The 19,407-nt window shown below is 69.8% G+C and carries 19 protein-coding genes, 2 tRNA genes and 1 other RNA gene; 11 read left to right on the top strand and 11 right to left on the bottom strand.

Going from position 1 to position 19,407, the window contains the following annotated elements; genetic code table 11:
- Nucleotides 1-29: 29 nt before the first annotated feature.
- The 8 genes from JLI01S_RS06450 (at nt 30) to JLI01S_RS06415 (ending at nt 5,397) form a co-directional block, all read left to right on the top strand.
- Nucleotides 30-968: a metallophosphoesterase gene (locus JLI01S_RS06450; protein WP_068261786.1), complete on the top strand. Its 939-nt coding sequence runs from the start codon at nt 30-32 to the stop codon at nt 966-968.
- Entirely contained in the window at nt 965-1,438 is a 474-nt protein-coding gene (locus JLI01S_RS16890) for a hypothetical protein (RefSeq protein ID WP_157074847.1), read from the top strand. Before JLI01S_RS06450 ends, JLI01S_RS16890 begins: the two co-directional genes overlap by 4 nt.
- A 74-nt stretch (nt 1,439-1,512) precedes the next feature.
- Nucleotides 1,513-1,586 (top strand) — tRNA-Pro (locus tag JLI01S_RS06440).
- A 185-nt stretch (nt 1,587-1,771) separates the two neighbouring features.
- Nucleotides 1,772-2,881 (top strand): AMP-binding protein, encoded by a 1,110-nt coding sequence (locus JLI01S_RS17445; protein WP_245634540.1) that lies wholly within the window; start codon nt 1,772-1,774, stop codon nt 2,879-2,881.
- Between the two features lie 4 nt (nt 2,882-2,885).
- Complete coding sequence (locus JLI01S_RS06430; RefSeq protein WP_068261779.1) at nt 2,886-3,521, top strand: GntR family transcriptional regulator; 636 nt, start codon at nt 2,886-2,888, stop codon at nt 3,519-3,521.
- A 16-nt stretch (nt 3,522-3,537) separates the two neighbouring features.
- Nucleotides 3,538-4,284: a YoaK family protein gene (locus JLI01S_RS06425; protein ID WP_068261777.1), complete on the top strand. Its 747-nt coding sequence runs from the start codon at nt 3,538-3,540 to the stop codon at nt 4,282-4,284.
- A gap of 13 nt (nt 4,285-4,297) precedes the next feature.
- Entirely contained in the window at nt 4,298-4,660 is a 363-nt protein-coding gene (locus JLI01S_RS06420; protein ID WP_068261774.1) for a YchJ family protein, read from the top strand.
- Nucleotides 4,660-5,397, top strand: a complete 738-nt coding sequence (locus JLI01S_RS06415; protein WP_068261772.1) for an enoyl-CoA hydratase-related protein — start codon at nt 4,660-4,662, stop codon at nt 5,395-5,397. The genes JLI01S_RS06420 and JLI01S_RS06415 overlap by 1 nt, the downstream gene beginning before the upstream one ends.
- Nucleotides 5,398-5,456: 59 nt before the next feature.
- On the opposite strand, the gene JLI01S_RS06410 is transcribed toward JLI01S_RS06415, so the two are convergent.
- From JLI01S_RS06410 to JLI01S_RS06360, 11 genes are all read right to left on the bottom strand, one after another.
- Nucleotides 5,457-6,659: a pyrophosphate--fructose-6-phosphate 1-phosphotransferase gene (locus JLI01S_RS06410; protein WP_068261769.1), complete on the bottom strand. Its 1,203-nt coding sequence runs from the start codon at nt 6,657-6,659 to the stop codon at nt 5,457-5,459.
- The gene (locus JLI01S_RS06405; RefSeq protein ID WP_068261766.1) at nt 6,656-7,564 is read right to left on the bottom strand and encodes a LytR C-terminal domain-containing protein; all 909 of its coding nucleotides are present in this window, start codon (nt 7,562-7,564) and stop codon (nt 6,656-6,658) included. Before JLI01S_RS06405 ends, JLI01S_RS06410 begins: the two co-directional genes overlap by 4 nt.
- A gap of 186 nt (nt 7,565-7,750) precedes the next feature.
- Nucleotides 7,751-8,785, bottom strand: coding sequence for an aspartate-semialdehyde dehydrogenase (locus JLI01S_RS06400; protein WP_068261763.1), 1,035 nt, complete (start codon nt 8,783-8,785; stop codon nt 7,751-7,753).
- Nucleotides 8,786-8,826: 41 nt separating this feature from the next.
- Entirely contained in the window at nt 8,827-10,101 is a 1,275-nt protein-coding gene (locus JLI01S_RS06395) for an aspartate kinase (protein WP_068261760.1), read from the bottom strand.
- Between the two features lie 203 nt (nt 10,102-10,304).
- Entirely contained in the window at nt 10,305-10,859 is a 555-nt protein-coding gene (locus JLI01S_RS06390; RefSeq protein WP_068261756.1) for a DUF5063 domain-containing protein, read from the bottom strand.
- The gene (recR, locus tag JLI01S_RS06385; protein WP_068261753.1) at nt 10,852-11,451 is read right to left on the bottom strand and encodes a recombination mediator RecR; all 600 of its coding nucleotides are present in this window, start codon (nt 11,449-11,451) and stop codon (nt 10,852-10,854) included. Before recR ends, JLI01S_RS06390 begins: the two co-directional genes overlap by 8 nt.
- Before the next feature lie 55 nt (nt 11,452-11,506).
- On the bottom strand, nt 11,507-13,675 hold the full coding sequence (locus JLI01S_RS06380) for a DNA polymerase III subunit gamma and tau (protein ID WP_068261750.1): 2,169 nt from the start codon (nt 13,673-13,675) through the stop codon (nt 11,507-11,509).
- Between the two features lie 89 nt (nt 13,676-13,764).
- Nucleotides 13,765-14,334 (bottom strand): NADPH-dependent FMN reductase, encoded by a 570-nt coding sequence (locus JLI01S_RS06375; RefSeq protein WP_068261745.1) that lies wholly within the window; start codon nt 14,332-14,334, stop codon nt 13,765-13,767.
- A 70-nt stretch (nt 14,335-14,404) separates the two neighbouring features.
- A complete protein-coding gene (locus tag JLI01S_RS06370) occupies nt 14,405-15,559 on the bottom strand; it encodes a hypothetical protein (RefSeq protein WP_157074846.1) in 1,155 nt (384 codons plus the stop codon).
- 127 nt (nt 15,560-15,686) lie between these two features.
- Nucleotides 15,687-15,785: signal recognition particle sRNA small type (gene ffs / locus JLI01S_RS06365), an RNA gene on the bottom strand.
- Nucleotides 15,786-15,928: 143 nt separating this feature from the next.
- Nucleotides 15,929-16,016: transfer RNA gene (locus tag JLI01S_RS06360), tRNA-Ser, on the bottom strand.
- Nucleotides 16,017-16,100: 84 nt separating this feature from the next.
- Between JLI01S_RS06360 and JLI01S_RS06355 the strand changes: the two genes are divergently transcribed.
- The 3 genes from JLI01S_RS06355 to JLI01S_RS06345 all read left to right on the top strand — a co-directional run bounded on the left by JLI01S_RS06355 (nt 16,101) and on the right by JLI01S_RS06345 (nt 19,401).
- Complete coding sequence (locus tag JLI01S_RS06355; RefSeq protein WP_068261822.1) at nt 16,101-16,559, top strand: DUF3817 domain-containing protein; 459 nt, start codon at nt 16,101-16,103, stop codon at nt 16,557-16,559.
- A gap of 89 nt (nt 16,560-16,648) precedes the next feature.
- Nucleotides 16,649-18,013, top strand: a complete 1,365-nt coding sequence (locus JLI01S_RS06350; RefSeq protein WP_068261739.1) for a condensation domain-containing protein — start codon at nt 16,649-16,651, stop codon at nt 18,011-18,013.
- Nucleotides 18,010-19,401, top strand: a complete 1,392-nt coding sequence (locus JLI01S_RS06345; protein WP_068261736.1) for a condensation domain-containing protein — start codon at nt 18,010-18,012, stop codon at nt 19,399-19,401. The genes JLI01S_RS06350 and JLI01S_RS06345 overlap by 4 nt, the downstream gene beginning before the upstream one ends.
- The last annotated feature ends 6 nt before the right edge of the window (nt 19,402-19,407 follow it).

Raw genomic sequence — 19,407 nt, 5'->3', positions numbered from 1 at the left:
TCCGCCCTTCCCTTTGCGAAGATGGTCCCGTGACCCTCCCCCCTTCCGCTCGTCTGCTGGCCGGCGCTGCCGCCGCCGGAGGCACCGCCTTGGCCTGGGGCACGCTCGTCGAGCCGCGCCTGTTCGCCCTTCGTCGCTACACCCTGCCGATCCTGCGGCCGGGCTCCCTGCCGGTGCGCGTGCTGCAGGTGAGCGACATCCACATGGTCCCGGGTCAGCGCCTCAAGACGGACTGGATCGGTGGGCTCGCCGCCCTCGAGCCCGATCTCGTGGTCAACACGGGCGACAACCTGAGCCACCTGCAGGGAGTGCCCGCGGCCATCTCGGCGCTCGACCCGCTCCTGGAGCGGCCGGGAGCCTTTGTCATGGGATCCAACGACTACTACGCGCCGACGCCCAAGAACCCTGCCCGCTACCTCACCAAGGGCCACGCCAAGGTCACGGGCGAGCGGGTGGACCTGCCGACCGACGAGCTGCGGACCGCGATGACCTCACGAGGGTGGGCCGACCTGGACAACGCGCGCACCAGCATGGACATCGGCGGACAACGCCTCGACCTCGTCGGGGTGGATGACCCACACATCCAGCGCGACGACTACGCGTCCGTCAGTGCCCCGGCCGACCCGGTCGCCACGACCATCGGGGTCACCCACGCTCCCTACCAGCGGGTCCTCGACGCCATGACCGCCGACGGAGCGCGGCTCGTCATCGCTGGCCACACCCACGGGGGCCAGCTCTGCGTACCCGGCGTCGGTGCACTCGTCACCAACTGCGACCTCGACCGCGGCCGGGCGAAGGGAGTCTCCCGATGGTGGCCCGGGGCCGGCGCCACGACGACACAACCTGCCGACGCGGCCTGGCTGCACGTCTCGGCCGGGCTGGGCGCCTCGCGGTACGCGCCCGTGCGCTTCGCCTGCCGACCGGAGGCCACCCTCATGACACTGGTCTCCGAGGAGGTGGCGCGGTGAACGCCAAGGAGGTCGCGGCACTGACCGCAGCCGTGGTCTTCGCCGGGGGCGCCTCGACGTGGGCCGTGGCCGACGCCACTCCCCCCGTCGACCTGCCACCCGCACCCACCCTCTCGAGCAGCTCGACCCCGTCAGCCACGAAGTCGCCGAAGAAAAAGAAGACGAGCTCGAGCACCACCACGTCGAGCACCACCTCGTCCCCAGAGAGCACCATCACGACGAGCGAGCAGACCTCGACGACTCCGTCGTGGACCCCCGAGCCCACCACGACCTCGACGTGGACCCCCGAGCCGACCACGACCGCGCCGCCGGCATGGACCCCGGAGCCCACGTCCTCGTGGACGCCGACCACCGATGCGCCGGCACCGGTCGACCCAGAGCCCGAGACGACGAGCACCTCTGAGTCGGAGGGGACCACCGACTCGACGACGCAGTCGACTGACGCGGCGGGCGCCACGACGAGCGACTAGGGGCCCGATTGTTGCTCGGGCGGACGACTGGGTTATCCTTCCTTGTCGCCGCCTGGAGCAGGTGGTGAGCAGCTCGGGGTGTGGCGCAGCTTGGTAGCGCGCTTCGTTCGGGACGAAGAGGCCGCAGGTTCAAATCCTGTCACCCCGACCCTTGTCCTGAGTCGCGACATCGTTGACACGGTGTCGCGGCTCAGGACTTTTTTTGTGCGCACCGGTCGCCTTTGTGACCGCCAGTGACGCGAGGCCTGTGACCCTCGCCCAATGCAGGGCCGTCCACTCCGCACCCACGCTGGTCGAACAGTTCGACGCCATCAACGCAGATTGCGAGAGAACATGTTTCCTCGCGGCAACGCAGCAATCACCCGCACGACGCTCGTCGAGGTCGACCCCGAGGACGTCGTCATGGGCTGCCTGCCGCTCTTCCACGTCTTCGGGCTGACCTGCGGGCTGCACGCCTCGGTGCAGGCCGGATCGTGCCTGACCCTGGTCCCGCGCTTCGACGGGGCCAAGGCCCTGCAGGCCATCGCCCACGACCGGGTGACCGTCTTCGAGGGCGTGCCCACGATGTACTCGGCGATGCTGCACGCGGCCGATGGCGACGCGGACCTGACGACCGTGCGGACCTGCATCTCCGGTGGGGCGCCGCTGCCCGTGGAGGTGCTGCGGGCCTTCGAGGCGGCCTTCGACTGCATGATCCTCGAGCGCTACGGCCTCTCCGAGAGCTCGCCCGTCGCCTGCTTCAACCACCCGCACATCCCCCGCACGGCGGGCTCGATCGGGGTGCCGGTCCAGGACGTCGAGCTGCGCGTCGCCGACGACACCGGGCGGCCACTGCCGGACGGCGAGGCCGGCGAGATCCTCATCAACCACCCAGAGCTCGGCGAGGAGATCGCAGCGGCCGTGACCCTGGTTGCCGGCTCGACCAGGAACCCCACCGACCGGGCCCTCCTCGGGTGTTGTGTACAAGCTATCCTGATGTATACATTGATATCCCGCTCCCCCAGGAGGACCCTTTCCATGACCACCCGCCCCTGCTTCCACCTCGCCATCCCCGTCGACGACATCACCGCGGCCCGCGAGTTCTACGGCAACGTCCTCGGTCTCGAGGAGGGCCGCTCCGACACCCTGTGGGTGGACTGGAACTTCTACGGCCACCAGGTGGTCACGCACCAGACGGCCGACGGCTCCCCGGGGCCCGCCGGGCACAACCCCGTCGACGAGCACCAGGTGCCGGTCCCCCACTTCGGCGCCGTCCTGACCTACGACGCCTTCCACGACCTCGCGGCCAAGCTCAAGGCCGCAGGCACACAGTTCGTCATCGAGCCCTACCTGCGCTTCGAGGGCCGGGCCGGTGAGCAGTGGACGATGTTCTTCCTCGACCCTTCCGGCAACGCCATGGAGTTCAAGGCCTTCGCCGACGAGTCGATGATCTTCGCCAAGTGATCAGGTGACGACCTCCCCTTCGTCCCCCACCAAGGCGGGCCGTCTCCACGCCGCGCTGCGCGACGACATCCTCGCCGGGCGCCTCGCACCCGGGACTCCGGTCGACGAGGTCACCACGGCCGCCCAGCACGACGTCTCCCGCACCCCGGTGCGGGAGGCGCTGCGTGCCCTGACGAGCGAGGGCCTGCTCGTCCCCGGACCCCGACGTCAGCTGCAGGTCGTCGACATCTCGCCCGAGCACCGCCGTGAGGTCGTCGCCCTGCGCGTCGCGCTCGAGAGCGCGGCGGCCGAGCAGGCCTGCCTACGCCGCACCGATGAGGATCTCGATCGGCTCCGCGCACTGGTGAGCCGGCAGCGACGCCACGCGAAGGGAGAGGACGCCGCAGCCTTCCTCGAGGCCGACGAGGCCTTCCACCGCGCGCTCGCCGAGGTGGCGCAGATGCCGACGCTCATGCTCCTGCTCGATCAGCTCGGTGCCTTCGTCCGCCTCGCACGCCTGGGGCAACCCACCCCGCAGCAGCACATGCTCGCCCTGGCCCGCGAGCACGACCACCTCCTCGACCTCCTCGAGGAAGGCGACGCCGAGACGCTCGCTGCCACGTTGGCCGAGCACATCCGCAGCAGGGCACCCCGCGAGTGAGACCTACGCTGCACCCATGAGCAGAGCTGGATACCTCGACCGGATTGCCGGTCCCGAGCGGACACCATCGCTCAACCACCAGCTCGCGAGCCTGCTGGCGCTCGTCGCCGGGATCCTCAACAGCGTCGGGTTCGTCGCCGTCGCCTTCTACACCTCGCACATGACCGGGGTGAGCGCCCAGGTCGCCGACCAGTTCGTCCTCGGTGAGTACTACCTCGTCGGGGTGGGCCTGCTCTCGGTCGTCAGCTTCATCTCCGGGGCCATGGCCTGCGCGGTGATCTTCAACTGGGGCCGACGACGTGCCCTGCGCGGTCGCTATGCCAACGTCCTGCTCCTCGAGGGCATGCTCATGCTCGTCTTCGGGCTGCTGGCGGAGGAGCTCACCGCCTCGTGGCGCGAGCTCGTCTTCGTCCCCGTGCTCTGCTTCACCATGGGCTTGCAGAACGCGATCATCACCAAGATCTCCGGGGCACAGATCCGCACGACCCACGTGACGGGCATGATCACCGACATCGGTATCGAGATCGGCAAGCTGGTCTACCGCGACCGCAGGCCGGACCTCGACCCGGTGGAGGGCAACGCGCCCAAGCTCGCCATGCTCGCCTCCCTCGTCCTGCTCTTCGTGCTCGGTGGGGTCATCGGCGCGGCCGGGTACCTGGCGATCGGCTTCGCCGTACTCGTCCCGTGCGCACTGCTCCTCGTCGTCGTCTCCCACCGCCCCCTCATGGCCGACCTCGGCGTCCGCGCCGAGGACCCCACCTGACTACCCTGCAGTCATGCACCCCGACCCGTGCCCGTGCGGCTCCGGCCACCTCCTCGATGCCTGCTGCGGGCCCTTGCTCGCCGCCGAGAGCCAGGCCGTGACGGCCGAGGAGCTCATGCGCAGCCGGTACACCGCCCACGTCTATGGCAACGCCGAGCACCTGTGGCGGACCTGGGACGGGCGCACCCGGCCCGCAGAGGTGCATCTCGACGACACCCGGTGGCTCGGGCTCGAGGTCCGCGAGGTCGTGGATGGCAGCCCGCAGGACGCGACGGGCATCGTCGACTTCGTCGCGAGGTACGAAGGGGGCCAGCTCGCCGAGCGCAGCGAGTTCACCCGCCGGGGTGGCCGCTGGTTCTACACGAAGGAGATCTGATGACCGAGGTCCGCTACACCGTCAGCGAGGGCATCGCGACGATCACGCTCGATGCCCCCGAGCGTCGCAATGCGCTGTCCGTCGAGATGTCCCGCGAGCTCACCGACGCCGCCCACACCGCCGAAGGAGACGACGCGGTCGGGGCCGTCATCGTCACCGGCGGGCAGCACTTCTGCGCCGGTGCCGTCCGGGGAGTCCTCGCGGACGTCGGACGGGACCCGGTGGAGGACACGGCCTACCGCAACCTCGAGACGGTCTATGCGGCCTTCACCACGATCGGGACGATCGGCCTGCCGACCATCGCCGCCGTACGCGGTGCCGCCGTCGGCGCCGGGCTGAACCTGGCGATGGCCACCGACCTGCGCATCGTCTCCACGACCGCGCGGCTGCTCCCCGGCTTCGCCCAGATCGGGATCCACCCCGGCGGCGGCCACTTGTCCCTGCTGCACCGCACGGCCGGTCGCGAGACCGCTGCGGCCATGGGTCTCTTCGGCGAGGAGGTGCGCGGCGAGGAGGCGGTGGAGCGTGGCCTCGCGTGGGCCGCGGTCGAGGACGAGTCCGTGGAGCAGGTGGCGCGTGACACGGCAGCCAGGGTGGCTGCTGATCCGCAGCTGGCCCGCCGACTCGTGCAGAGCTTCCGCCGCGAGACCGCTCCCGGCGGTCTGCCCTGGGAGGTCGCCGTCGAGGTCGAGCGCTCGCCGCAGATGTGGTCGTTGCGTCGCAAGCACGAAGGCTGAGTCACGCGTTGGCCCGCTCGGGCACAGTCCCGCAACCGCAGCGCTGGAGTGGACCTGGCTCAGTGGCGCTGGCCGATGTCCTTCAGCAGGTCGGTGAACCAGTCGACGGTGGGGTCGAAGGCGCCGCCGCCGGCGATGCGGTCGAACTCGATGACCCGCAGCTCGTCGCCGCGCTCCTCGTCCTGACCGACGACGCCTGACTGGCCGTCCAGGGCTGCCGAAACCGCCAGCTCGGTGCACCGCGCGATGAGGGCGAGGTCCTCGTCGTTGGGCGCGGCCGCGCGGGCGAAGTAGCCCGACTTCCACACCTTCGACTTGTCCGCAGCGATCCGCTCGGCGAAGCTCGATGCCAGGTACTCGCCGGGGTTGACCTGGTCGAGCCGGACGTGGCCGAAGGCATCGCGCGGCACCTCGCGACCGGCGGCCTCCATCGAGACGATGATGTCGTCGACACCGGCGCCCTCCGCGAGGAAGACATTGACGCAGCCGATCTCGTCCATGACCGCACGCAGTCGCTGGCCTTCGACCTCGAGGTCGATCGCGGACTCCGGCACGTAGACGGCGTGGATGTCCCAGCGGCGCGGGTCATTGCCGATGCCTGGCACGAAGCTGCGGGTGGCCAGATCGTCCCGGTAGCGACGAGCGGTCTCGGCCGTCAGCCATCCGCTGTGCCGCCCCATGACCTCGTGCACGATGAGCATGCGCGGGTTGGACGAGTGCTCCGCGAGGACATGGCGCGCGAAGAGCGCTCCCTGCTCGGCAGCGGTCCACGCTCCGAGGCTCTGTCGGATCGGGACGATGTCGTTGTCGATGGTCTTGGGCAGCCCCACGACGCGCATCTCGTGGCCCTGATCGGCGAGATATGCCGCCAGGTCCCCGGCTGTCGTGTTGGTGTCGTCGCCGCCGATGGTGTGCAGCACGTCGACGCCGTCGGCCACCAGCTGATCCGCTGCGACGCGAAGGGGGTCGGCGCCGGGCTCGACGAGACCACGCCGCTCGAGGTCGGGGGCGTTGGTCAGCTTCACCCGGGAGTTGCCGAGGGGAGACCCGCCGAAGTGGTGCAGCCGCGCGGCGTGCGCCCGGACCTCGTCCGTGACCTCGATGCTGCGACCGGTGAGCAGCCCCGCGTAGCCGTCGAGATAACCGATGATCCGCACGTCAGGAGCCACGCGCGTGTACTGCTCGATGAGTCCACCGATGGCAGAGGACAGGCACGGCGCGAGTCCTCCCGCGGTGAGGAGTGCGACCGTCCGCATGCTCACTTCTTGGCAGGCGTGCAGGGCTTTTGGATCGTCTCCGCAGGTCGCACGTACGGCTTGACGTCGGGGACCGACGACGCCGACTTCAGACCCTTGTACTTGTTGCCGAGGACGAGCGAGACGGTCGCATCGGTGCGGTCGTCCTTCTGCAGCTGCACGCCGGAGATCTGCTGCGCAAGCCGCTTGGCCGAACGCTGGCCCTCCGGGCCGAAGCGGATGATGGCCACCTCGTCCTCGAGGAAGCTCATCTGGGGGTCATTGCCCGTCTTGCCGATCGTGAAGTCACGCTCCTTGAGGTCGCCAGCGGCCTGCGACGCCAGGCCTTCCTGCCACGTCGTGTTGTAGACGTTGACCTTGATCTCCGACGGCGCCGGCAACGGCGGGTCGGGCTCGGAGACGAGCTTGTCGAAGCCATAACCGAGGATGAGCTGGACACTGTCGCCGGGACGGGCGTCGTTCCACGTCTTGGAGCCCGGGATCTGCTTCTGCAGGAGCAGGGCGTTGTCCCGCCCCTCCGAGCCGTAGTAGATCGTGGCTGCGCCCTTGACGTAGACGGAGCTGTCGGCATTGCCGACGGAGGCGATGTTGAAGTCACGCAGCGTCAGCTCGCGGGCGATCTCGCTGCCGAGGCCGTCGGTGTCATTGCTGTTGAGCAAGGTGACCTCGAAGGAGTCCCGCGCCGGCGCCGGCTGCGAGATCGGCTCACAGGTCACCGCCGGGGTGCCGATGAGGCCCGTGCCGTATGCCGTCGCCACCGTCGCGGTGCCGAGGACCAGCCCGGGCAGGGTCACGAAGAGCAGGAGGCGACGGCGCCGCTGACGGCGGTAGTGTGCCGCGGCCGCGCCCTCGAGCTCGTCAAAACCCACGACCCGGTACGAGATCGGCGTGTCGTCGGAGTGCTCATCCACGTGCTGACCCCTGTCCTTCATCTGGTTCTTCCCCTACCACAAGTGTACGTGGCTCACAGAGTCACTCTGACCACACCAGTCACACAAGTCACACACGTGGATCGTTCCCGGACTGAGACCGATCTGGTCGTCATCACCCAAGACGCCTGGAGGCCCCCGGCGGTTGCGGGTGCACGGAGAGAACCTTCAGGAAGCGGCCATCTCGTCGCGGAGGAGATCGGCGACGAGGAGCATGGCACTGGCCCCACGACGGGTCGTGTCGGCGCTGACGAAGAGGTCGACGTGATGCCCGGCGCCCTTGGGCTGACGGATCCGCCCGACGAAGCGCGGGTCGATGCCGACACTGTCGACAGGGGTCGGCACCTCCCCCGTCTGCTCGTCGAGGTGGACCAGAGCCGGTGCCGCGATGCAGGCCTGACGTACCTTGTCGATCGTGATCGGCCGCGCGCATCGGGCGTGCAGCGCCATCGAGTGCGCCTGGACGACCGGCACCTGGACGAGGGTGACGACGACGGGGACGGTGTCGTGCAGGCCAAGGACCTTGCGCACCTCCTCGCTCACCGCGAGCTCGGCGGAGGTGTAACCCCCTTCGTCGGCATGCCCGACCCACGGGATGACGTTGAGCGCCAGGGGGGCAGGGAACGGGGAGGCGACGGGCAGGTCCGAGACCGCGGCCCGCACGTCCCCGGGATGCTGCCCGATGGCCGGATCGGCCGCGACGGTGTACATCTCCTCGCGCAGCCGCGCGACCCCACGGTCCGACTTGGACACCGCAGCGATCAGTCCGGTGACGACGAGGTGCTGCAGCTCCCAGCCCTGGTGCAGGACATGGGCCGCATCGATCAGACCCCATGTCACCGGACCGGGCAGGGCCACCACGCCCTTGGGCCGCTGTGCGACGAACTCGGAGTTGATCCCCGGCACCACGAGTGGGACGTCGGGGTCGGCGCGGTGGGCCGCGCTGGCGTCCACGACGACCGCGCCGGCACCGACCGCGACTGCGGTCCACTCATGGGTGATCTGGGGAGCGAGGTTGAACAGAGCGATGTCGACACCGTCGAAGGAGTCCTCGCGCAGCACCTCGATCGGCTGCTCCTGGCCACGGATGCTCAGCGTCCGCGTGCTCATGCCGGGCGCCAGCAGACGGATCTCGCCCCACGTGTCGTCACGCAGGGCCAACGCAGAGACGATCGCCTCCGCGAAGCGCCCCGTCGCCCCCACTAGGGCCAGCGTGGGCCGGATGGAAGGCGACGGGAGAGGGCTCACCGGCCGGTGCCCCCGTAGACGATCGCTTCTCCGTCGTCGGAGTCCAGACCGAAGGCGGTGTGCAGTGCCTGGAGCGCGTCGTTGAGCTGGTCGGCGCGCGTGACGACCGAGATGCGGATCTCCGAGGTGGAGATCATCTCGATGTTGACCCCGGCCTCGGCCAGCGCCCGGAAGAAGGTCGCGGAGACCCCCGGGTTGGTACGCATGCCGGCGCCGACGAGCGAGAGCTTGCCGATCTGGTCGTCGTACTGGATCGACTCGAAGCCGACCTCCTCCTTGGTGCGCATGAGCGCCTCGACCGCCACCTGGCCATCGGACATCGGCAGGGTGAAGGAGATGTCGGTGCGCAACGTGTCTGCCTCGGACACGTTTTGCACGATCATGTCGATGTTGACCTGCGCCTCGGCGACGGTCGTGAAGATCTGGCCGGCGCGGCCCGGCTGGTCCGGCACACCGACGACGGTGATCTTGGCCTCGCTGTCGTCGTGGGCGACTCCGGCGATGATCGGTTCTTCCATGTCCTCGGTTCCTTCAGTGTCGGGGGGCAGGACCCACGTGCCTTCCTTCGAGGAGAAGGACGAACGCACGTGGATGGGCATGTTGAAGCGGCGCGCGTACTCGACGCACCGCAGATGCAGGATCTTGGCGCCGCTGGCTGCCATCTCGAGCATCTCGTCGTGGGAGATGCGGTCAATCTTGTGGGCCGCGGACACGATCCGCGGGTCGGCGGTGAAGATGCCGTCCACGTCTGTGTAGATCTCACACACATCGGCCTCGAGGGCCGCAGCCAGCGCCACGGCGGTCGTGTCCGAGCCGCCACGACCGAGGGTCGTGATCTCCTTGGTGCCCTGGCTGACGCCCTGAAACCCGGCGACGATGACGATGTGCTTCTTGCCCAGGGCCTCGGTGATCCGGCCTGGCGTCACGTCGATGATCTTGGCCTTGCCGTGCGAGGCATCGGTGATGACGCCGGCCTGACTGCCGGTGAAGGACCGCACACTGTGCCCCAGGTCCGCGATGGCCATGGCGACGAGTGCCATGGACATGCGCTCGCCAGCGGTCAGGAGCATGTCCATCTCGCGGGGCGGCGGGACGGGGGAGACCTGCTCGGCGAGGTCGAGCAGCTCGTCGGTCGTGTCTCCCATGGCAGAGACGACGACACACACGTCGTTACCGGCCTTTTTGGTTTCGACGATGCGGTGTGCGACGCGCTTGATGCTCTCGGCATCAGCCAGCGACGATCCGCCGTACTTTTGGACAACCAGACTCAAGGAAGGCTCCGTGAATTGTTCGCGGGTCCGGCCCGGACTCGGACCGGCGCGGCCCTTAGAGGATAACGACCGGAGCGGGCGGGCCCCCGTCGCGTCCATCCAACAGATGCCCGTCGAGACCCAGACGTGACGTTGGAGCACGCGCGCTGACGGGCTGCTCTGCTGTCGATGAGATCTGCGACACCCGACGGCCTGGGGGTTCGTCAGGGATGGAGCGCGTCGAACTCAGCCTCGCCGACCACGTCGGCGTCGGCGTCGAGGCGCAGGTGCGCCAGGAGGGTCTGCAGCACCCGCACGGCCATCGCGGCACGGTCCCCCCAGTCGGCGAGGTAGCTGTACTGCCACCACCACAGGGCTTCGACCGGTCGGCCGGCGTCATGGTGCGCCAGCCCGTGGGCCAGGGCCGCGGCGACATCCGCCAGGTCATTGCTCAGGGACCCCGTCGTGGTCTCGACGGAGGTCACCGGGTCGACGACGTCCGCGTACTCGTCGATCCCCTCGAGGAGCTGGGCCAGACCCACCCTCAGGGGGTCGAGCTCCGTGTCCGGTCCGGGGTCGCGCTCGAAGCGCTCATCAAGCACCACATCGGCGATCGCGCCGAGACGCGCGCCGACCAGCTGCACCTGGCTGGTCGTGAGGAGCAGGAGGGGGATGGCGCTCTCCGGCGCGGCACCGGAGGCGATGTCAGCGACGGTGGCCAGCCACGTGCGGGCCTCAGCCGCGCACTCGTCCGCGAGCAGGGTGGTCTCATCAGGCATTGAGCAACTTCCTCCCCTCGAAGGCCCGGCCCAGGGTGACCTCGTCGGCGTACTCGAGGTCGCCTCCGACCGGGAGGCCGGAGGCCAAGCGGGTGACTCTGATGTCGAAGGGGGACAGCAGCCGCGCCGTGTAGGACGCCGTCGCCTCGCCCTCGAGGTTGGGGTCCGTGGCGATGATGACCTCGGCGACATCGCCGTCGGACAGTCGCGCCATGAGCTCGGTGAAGCGCAGGTCGTCCGGACCGACACCGTCCATCGGGCTGATGGCGCCACCGAGGACGTGATAGCGGCCGCGGAACTCACGGGTCCGCTCGATCGCCACGACGTCCTTGGGCTCCTCGACGACACAGATCGCGGTCGCGTCACGTCGGGGGTCGGCGCAGATGCGGCACTGCGCCCCCTCGGCAACATTGCCGCAGGTCTCGCAGAAGGTGACCTTGTCCTTGACGTCGCTGAGCGTCTGGACCAGCCGCTGCACATCCTGCGGATCGGCTTGCAGCAGGTGGAAGGCGATCCTCTGGGCACTCTTGGGACCGACGCCGGGGAGTCTCCCGAGCTCGTCGATCAGGTCCTGGACCACGCCTTCGTACACGCCTTGACCCTACGCCGAACCACCGACGCCGTGGGACACCGAGGCGGCGCGCCGGTCACTCCTCGCGAATGACCGTGCCGCCGAGGATCCGTTCGATGACTGCCGGGCCGGCCGCACCAGCGTCGACGATGTCCTCGTCGTCGTCACTGACCGAGGAATCATCCGGCTCGCGGGGCGCTGCGGGCTCCGGCGGTGAGCTCGGAACCTCCGGAGCGGGTGTGGGTGCTGCGGTTGCCCATGCAGGCGCAGAGGACGCATTGGCGGGGCCACTCCCCCAGTCAGGCTCGGATGACCCGGAAGGCCCCCCGGAGGGCGCGGCGACCCCCACATCACTGGGGGGCGCGCTCTGGCGCGGTCCTGCGGCCGCGCTCTGAGCGGCCGATCCACCGCCGCCACCACCGGCAGCGGTGGACGCGGAAGCGGGGGCACTCGTGGCCTGCGACCCACCACCCGCGGGCATGGCGCCGATGTCATGCAGCGTGCCCTCGACCCGGGCGTCCACCCCGAGGGTGTCGATGAGCGCTTGTCGCACGACCTCCGCGTGGGAGCCCATGCGGAAGGCATTGGCCAGACCCACCGTCGAGATGCCGAGCACCAGGCGCTGGCCGTCGTAGCTGAGCACCTGGGCGTGCTCGGAGAGGAAGGTCCAGGTGGCTCGACGCATCTGGTAGATCCGACCGAGCACATCGGGCCAGCTGCGCCGCAGGGCCTCGACGTCGATCCCACCCACTGCGGGCGCGGCCTCGCCGACCGCTGGCTCCTGTGTCACCGGGCGCTCGGGCACCACCGGAGCCGCGGGTGCGGGTGCGGGGTCGACCTGCGGCGCGGCTTCCTGACGCGGTGGCATCGAGTCGACCGGCGCGGATGCAGCCGCTGGCTCCGTGGCGTCCGACTGCTGTGATGACTGCGCAGACACCGCCGCCGGCTCTGCGGAAGGTTCAACTGCAGGCGCTGGGGCCGGCTGCGCGGCAGGTGCGGGTGCGGGTGCGGATGCAGGTGCCGGTGCCGGTGTCGGGCGGCGCTGCACAGCCGGTGCAGCGCCGCCGTCTCCGGTGGGCACTCCCCCGACGTCGAGCCGTCGCTCCAAGCGGTCCAGGCGCGCCGCGTATCCGGACTCGCCGGCCGCTGCCGGCAGCAGGACACGGGCCGCGATGATCTCCAGCTGGACGCGGGGTGAGGTCGCGCCGGTCATCTCGGTCAGTCCGGCGTTGACGATGTCCGCTGCGCGCGAGAGGGATGCCGCACCAAAGACAGCGGACTGCTGCCGCATCCGCTCGATCTGGTCACCGGGCAGTCCACGCAGGATGGCTGCTGCGCCGTCGGGCGCCGCCGCCACGACGATGAGGTCGCGGAACCGCTCGAGCAGGTCCTCGACGAAGCGCCGTGGGTCCAGGCCGGTCTCGATGACTGAGTCGATGACCTTGAAGACACCTGCGGCATCGCCCGCGCCGAAGGCCGTCACAGCCGAGTCGAGCAGCTCGGCGTCGGTGAAGCCGAGCAGGGCCGCGGCCCGCTCGTAGGTCAGGCCCTGCGCGTCGCTGCCGGCCATGAGCTGGTCGAGGACGGAGAGCGAGTCACGCACCGATCCGCCGCCGGCCCGCACGACGAAGGAGAGCACGCCGGGCTCGACCTGCACGCCCTCGGCAGTGCAGAGCTCGGCCATGTAGTCCTGCAACCGCGCGGGCGGGACCAGCCGGAAGGGGTAGTGGTGGGTACGTGAGCGGATCGTGCCGATGACCTTCTCCGGCTCGGTCGTCGCGAAGATGAACTTCACGTGCTCGGGTGGCTCCTCGACGATCTTGAGCAGGGCGTTGAAGCCCTGCGGCGTCACCATGTGCGCCTCGTCGATGATGTAGATCTTGTAGCGGCTCTGGGCCGGGCCGAAGGAGGCACGCTCGCGCAGGTCACGGGCGTCGTCGACACCACCGTGGCTCGCTGCGTCGATCTCGATGACATCGACCGTGCCCGCGCCTCCACGCGCCAGGGCAGTGCACGAGTCGCACTCGCCGCACGGGATCGGCGTCGGACCCTGCTCACAGTTGAGACAGCGCGCCAGGATGCGCGCGCTCGTCGTCTTGCCACAGCCGCGCGGGCCGGAGAAGAGGTAGGCGTGGTTGACGCGCCCCGAGCGCAGTGCCTGCATCAGGGGCTCGGTGACGTGCTCCTGCCCGATGACGTCGGCGAAGGACTCAGGACGGTAGCGGCGGTACAGGGCGGTGCTCACGAGAGCGAGCCTACGTGCGGAGCACGACAGCGGCCTCCCCCGTGGGGAAGGCCGCTGTGGATGGTGCGATCAGGAGCCCGATCGTCTGATCAGGAACGCAGGGAGGAGGTCGCCTCGGTCAGTCGGGTCAGCTGTCGCAGGACATTGCCGATCTCCTTGGTCCGACGCTCCGCGGGGGCGAAGACCTCGCCGTCCTCGCCCGACTCCGCCTCGAGCATCGTCGAGAAGGAGACCTGCCCGCGCACGACGTGCATCTGCGCATTGGCCAGGATGGTGCGCCAGTGCTCCACGGCTCGCACGCCCCCGTCGGCCCCGTAGGAGACGAGGGCAGCGCCCTTGTGGACCCACTCGGGGTAGAGGACGTCAAAGGCGTTCTTCAGGGCGGCCGGCACCCCGTGGTTGTACTCCGGGGTGACGAAGACATAGCCGTCGAACTCGTCGATCTTGGTGCTCCACCGACGCGTCTTGGGGTTGTCGTACTGCCGCTTGGCCGCACCGGGAACCGTGGGCTCGTTGAGCAGGTCGAGGTCGTAGTCCGCGAGGTCGACGAGCTCGTACTCGGCGTCATCACGCCCCTCCACCTGCTGCATGACCCACTCAGAGACCTGGGCGCCGAAGCGGCCGGGACGGGTGCTGCCGAGGATGATGGCGATCTTCACGAGACTCCTTGGATGTCGGGGCACGGAGAGGGCCCGCCACCCGGAGGTGACGGGCCCAACCGTCGTCAGGTCAGCTGCGGGGACGGTCGTCGCCGCGCATGTCGTCGACCTTACCGCGCAGCCTGTCCACCAGCCCGGGCTTGGCGTGCTCGCCGTGGACCGGACGCTCCTCGGGGTCAAGGTGGCGGGATCGCTGCGTCGTCTCGGTGTCGGTGGACGAAGGGAGGTCCCCGCCGTCCTGCGCGACGTCGGGCCGCGTCGGGTCGGACGACTCCCACCCGGACGCCGTCTCGGGGGCCGGCTCGACGGGCGCGCCGGCGGAGGCCACACCGGTACCCGGCTGGTCGACGTCAGAGTTCCTCACGGTCCGGTCGCCGCCCACGGCGGACTCCGAGGTCTCCCATCCGCGCGTCGAGTCGTCGGACCCGTGCATGGGGGGAACACCGGCAGGTGCGCCCGGCTCGTCGTCGAGGCGGCCGGAACGGGCGCCCGGGTCCTGCGTCAGGCCGGGCTCGTCGGCGTAGGAGTCCTCGCCGCCGATCACGCCGTCACGGAAACCATCGCGATTACCATCACGGAAGCCGTCGTCGTTGCGCAGTCCGTCGTCGTTGCGTGCGCCGCTCCGCTCGTCGGCGCCACGATCGTGGGCGAGAGCGCCAGCGCCAGCCGCGCCACCGACACCGGCAGCCGCCGCTCCGCCACGGTGGGCAGAGCGCTCGTCACCGCGTACGTCGTCACGGACACCGTCCCGGGCGTCACCGCGAGCGACGTCGTCCCGGCGGGCGCCGTCAGGGTCGTGGTCGCCCATCCGGTTGCCGTCGTCATCCGTGCGCACGTCGGGGTCCTTGGCATCGGCCTCGCGCACCTTGTCGTCCAGGGCGCGCTGGTCCTCGGCAGCGACCTCGGACTTGGCGTGGGCCTCCTGCTCGAGGCGCTCGGCCTCGACGCGACGCTGCTCGGCCTCCGCTGCCTGACGGTCGGCCTCTGCGGCCTGACGCTGTGCGTCGGCCTGGGCGGCGCGGGCATCCGCGTCGGTGGCAGCGGCAGCCGCCTGGCTCTCCCTGGTCACACGCTCGCGCTCGGCGGCTTCCATACGGAGCTGCTCGGCCTCGGCCCGCTCGCGCTCGATCCGCTTGGCCTTGGAACCTCGCGTGAGGGCCGCGATGATCCCGATGATGATGAGCACCAGCACGATGCCGATGATGATCCAGATCCAGGTGTCCATGATCCACTCCTCGGGGTGGGGCACGCGGTCGCGGTCACGACCGCTCTGCACCCCAACCTACGGAATAGTTGGCGCTACGCCACCCGAGCGCCGTGCACAATCCGAGGGAAGGTCCTCACCTCGTGCGCACACAGGGACACCCCGCGTACCTGGAAGAGCTCGCCTACCCTTGCTGCATTCCTGCCCTGGGGGAATTCGGTGAGGTACCACCACGCGGGGTGCCGATCGCAGAGTCTACGTGGACACCGGGCTGCGACCAAAGCCGGGCGGTCCCCCTTCGCGCCGAATGGGTCGCCATGACGTCCGGACGAGAGACGTGTCGTCCGGACAAGAGAAAGGGCCCCGGCCGTGACGACCGGAGCCCTGCTCTGGCGGAGGATAGGGGATTCGAACCCCTGAGAGCTTTCACTCAACGCGCTTTCCAAGCGCGCGCACTAGGCCACTATGCGAATCCTCCGCCGCAGAGATTACCCGAGCGCCCCCCTACGTCGAAATCGGGCCGATTTCACCCCATCAACACCCGTCGGCGACCATGGGCGGCATGACCCTCCCCACGCCTCGTCGCCTCTACATGATCGTCGCCACGGCCGAGGCCGTGACGTGGACGCTGCTGCTCATCGGCATGTTCCTCAAGTACGTCACCAAGACCACCGAGCTCGGCGTACGCATCGGCGGGATGCTCCATGGGATCGTCTTCATCGCCTACGTGCTGGTGACGATCATCGTGTGGGTCGACCGCAAGTGGCCGGCGAAGCAGGGCCTCGTCGCACTCGCCTCGGCCATCCCCCCGCTCCTCACCCTGTGGACCGAGCGCTGGCTGGACCGCGACGGCCACCTGCCCAGCGCATGGCGCCTGCTGGCGAAGGGGGAAGCCGTCACCGTCCCCGAGAAGGTCGTCTCCGGCGCGCTGCGCCGCCCGGCCCTCGCAGCGCTCGCGCTCGTCGTCACCGTGGCCGTCCTCACCGACATCGCCCTGCTCGTCGGTCCGCCCGTCGGCTGAGCGAGACAGATCACAGTCCTTCGGGTCGCGACACGAACTCCTCACTGACACAGTGACTTTCGTCCGCCAACCGCGACCCGGAGGCCCGATTGACCCCCTGCACCCTGGCCCGCCAGTCGCTCCGGGGCGGTGACGTCACCCGATGGGACCTCGGCGCCGCCTGCCTCGAGCACTGGGACGGCTCCCCGCTCGACGACCGCCCACCGAGCCATGACCAGCTCGGCCGACTTCACGAGGATCCCGACGGGTCCAACCCGTGGTCGGCCTGGATCGGGCTGTCGGTCCTGCTTCCCGACGCCACCATCGACAGCGTGGAGCGCACCCTCACCGAGTGGTTCCGACAGCACGAGTCCCTGCGCAGCCACCTGACCCTCATCGACGAGCAGCCCCGACGGCGCACCCTGGCGCCCGAGCACGTGGGCTTCACCCCCTTCGCCCTCGGGGAGCACGACCCTGAGGCGCTGCGGGAGCTGCTGAGCCACGAGTTCCACATCCGGTGCCGGCCCATGCGGCAGCCCGCGTGCGCGCTCTTCACCGTCGAGGTGGAGCACGGTCACGTCCTGCACGCGGCCTTCGACCACATCACCTTCGACGGCCTGTCCGCCTATGCCGCCGTCGGCCACCTCGCCGGGCTCCACACGGCGGTGGTCAACGAGGTGCACCGACCGCACACCTCCCCCAGCCACGTGGACCTCGCCGCGACCGAGATCGCGGTCTGCGCCGACATCGACACCGGCGACGAGCGGCTCAGGCCCTGGCAGGACTTCCTGCGCGGCGGCGGGATCCCTGGGGCGCCGGCGGAGTCCGGCATCGACCCCGAGGGCCACTACGACCACGACCTCGTGCGCCACGACATCTGCTCCGGGGACGTCGCCGCCACGCTCGCGCTGCAGTACTCCGCGGAGGGCATCCCCACCGGCATGCTGTGGACCGCGATCCTCATGCAGGCCCTCGGCGACGACGTGCACGTGCTGATGTCGACGCACGGACGCCCGTCGTCGCTGTGGAGCGACTCCGTCGGCTGGTTCGCCGGCGTCGCACCGCTGTCCCTGTCGATGCCGCCCGGTTGCGACACGAGCGACTGGGTCCTCGCAGGCGTGCGGGCGTGGCGTGAGGTCGCGCCGTCCGCAGCACTGCCGCTCGGCCTCGTCCACCGTCTGCTCGACGTCCCGATCTCGCCGCAGGTCGTGCTGTCGATCATCGACGGATCCCGCATCGCGGGCCATGAGTGGTGGCAGCCGCTCGGCTCCAGCATCCAGCTGGGCGACGTGCCCACCAGCAGCCAGACCCATATCTGGCTGACGATCGTGCCCGAGGGTGTCACCCTCGCGACCCGGCTGCCACTGGCCCCGGGCGCTCGCGACTGGCTCGACGCGGTCGCTGACCGCTTCGCCCGGCTCGTCGAGTCCGCAGCAGCCACCCCCTTCGCCCTCCAGCAGGAAGTCCCCGCATGATGCGCATGAGCCGGATCACCGATCGGTCGTCGATCCCCGGCACCTACCTGCGCTTCGAACCGACCGCGGTGATGGAGACCGCCATCGCCGCGGCGACGCCCGGGAGCCGCCAGCCCTCCTTCATGCAGGCCGCCCACCTCGACCTGCGCAGCGCGACGAGCACGTCCGGCGAGCAGGACGACATCTGGCTCGGATTCACCTATCGCATCCCGGGGCGCTTCGACGCCGAGGCGATGGCCCGCGCCCTCAGCCGATGGGTGCGCCGGCACGGGGTCATGCGCGGCTGGTTCGTGCCCGACGCCGACCTCGAGACGGGCTGGGCGCGCGTCGACCTCACCGAGGACGAGATCGCCTTCGCGGCGCGGGACGAAGGGAGCATCGCCGCCGACGAGGTCAACGACCGGGTCAGCGACGACTTCCGCTTCGGCTGCAACCCGCTCGGTCGCATCGGGTACTCCTTCCGCGCCGTGGTCGGCGAGGACGAGACGATCTTCTACCTCGGCCTCGACCACAGCTACACCGACGGGTTCTCCTTCTTCCTCGTGTACTTCGAGCTGGAGGCCCTCTACCGCGAGGAGACCGGCGGGGAGGCGACCGACCTGCCTGCGGTGGGCGACTTCATGGACTTCGCCCAGACCGAGCGGGAGCGCTTCCGCGAGGTCGACCTCAGCCACCCGGCCCTGCAGGGATGGGCCGAGTTCTGGTTCGCCGGCGACGAGGAGCTCGGGCGCTTCCCGATGCCCCTCGGCACCACCGTCGGCGAGCCCGTCGAGCTCGAGCACCACCACCACGACCTGCTGACCGGCGAGGAGGCCCTCGCCCTCGATGCCGTCGCCGAGCGGCTGGGCACGCGCACCACCCAGCTCGTCTACGCGGCCATCGGCCTCGCCGGTCGGGACCTCAGCGGCGCGACGAGCCTGCGCTTCCTCAACCCCGTGCACACCCGTGACGCACCCGAGTGGCTGTTGTCCGCGGGGTGGTTCATCAACGTCATGCCCGTGCACATCGACCTCGAGGGCGGCGACATCGTCGAGGTCGCCGGCCGGGTGCGGCAGGCCTTCCGCACGGCCCGGGGCGCCTCACAGCTGCCCGCGGTCAAGATCTATGACGTCGTCGAGCAGACCCTCGGCGTCACCCTCTCGCAGGTCGGCGAACGCTTCATGCTGTCGTACATGGACCTGCGTCACCTGCCGGGGGCCACGATCTGGGGCGACGCCGACACGGTCCTCGTCTCCCGCGGGGCGCGGGACACCAATGTCACCTCGTGGGTCATGCGGGAGGACCCGATGATGTACATCCTGTCGATCCGGCCCGAGACCGAGGAAGCGCGCGAGAACATGACCCGGCTGTACACGCGGGCCGGCGAGATCCTGCGCTCACTGACCTGAGGCAGG

The organism is Janibacter limosus NBRC 16128 (genome assembly GCF_001570985.1).
Taxonomy (GTDB): Bacteria; Actinomycetota; Actinomycetes; order Actinomycetales; family Dermatophilaceae; genus Janibacter; species Janibacter limosus.
This window is presented reverse-complemented; position numbering and strand designations above follow the sequence as displayed.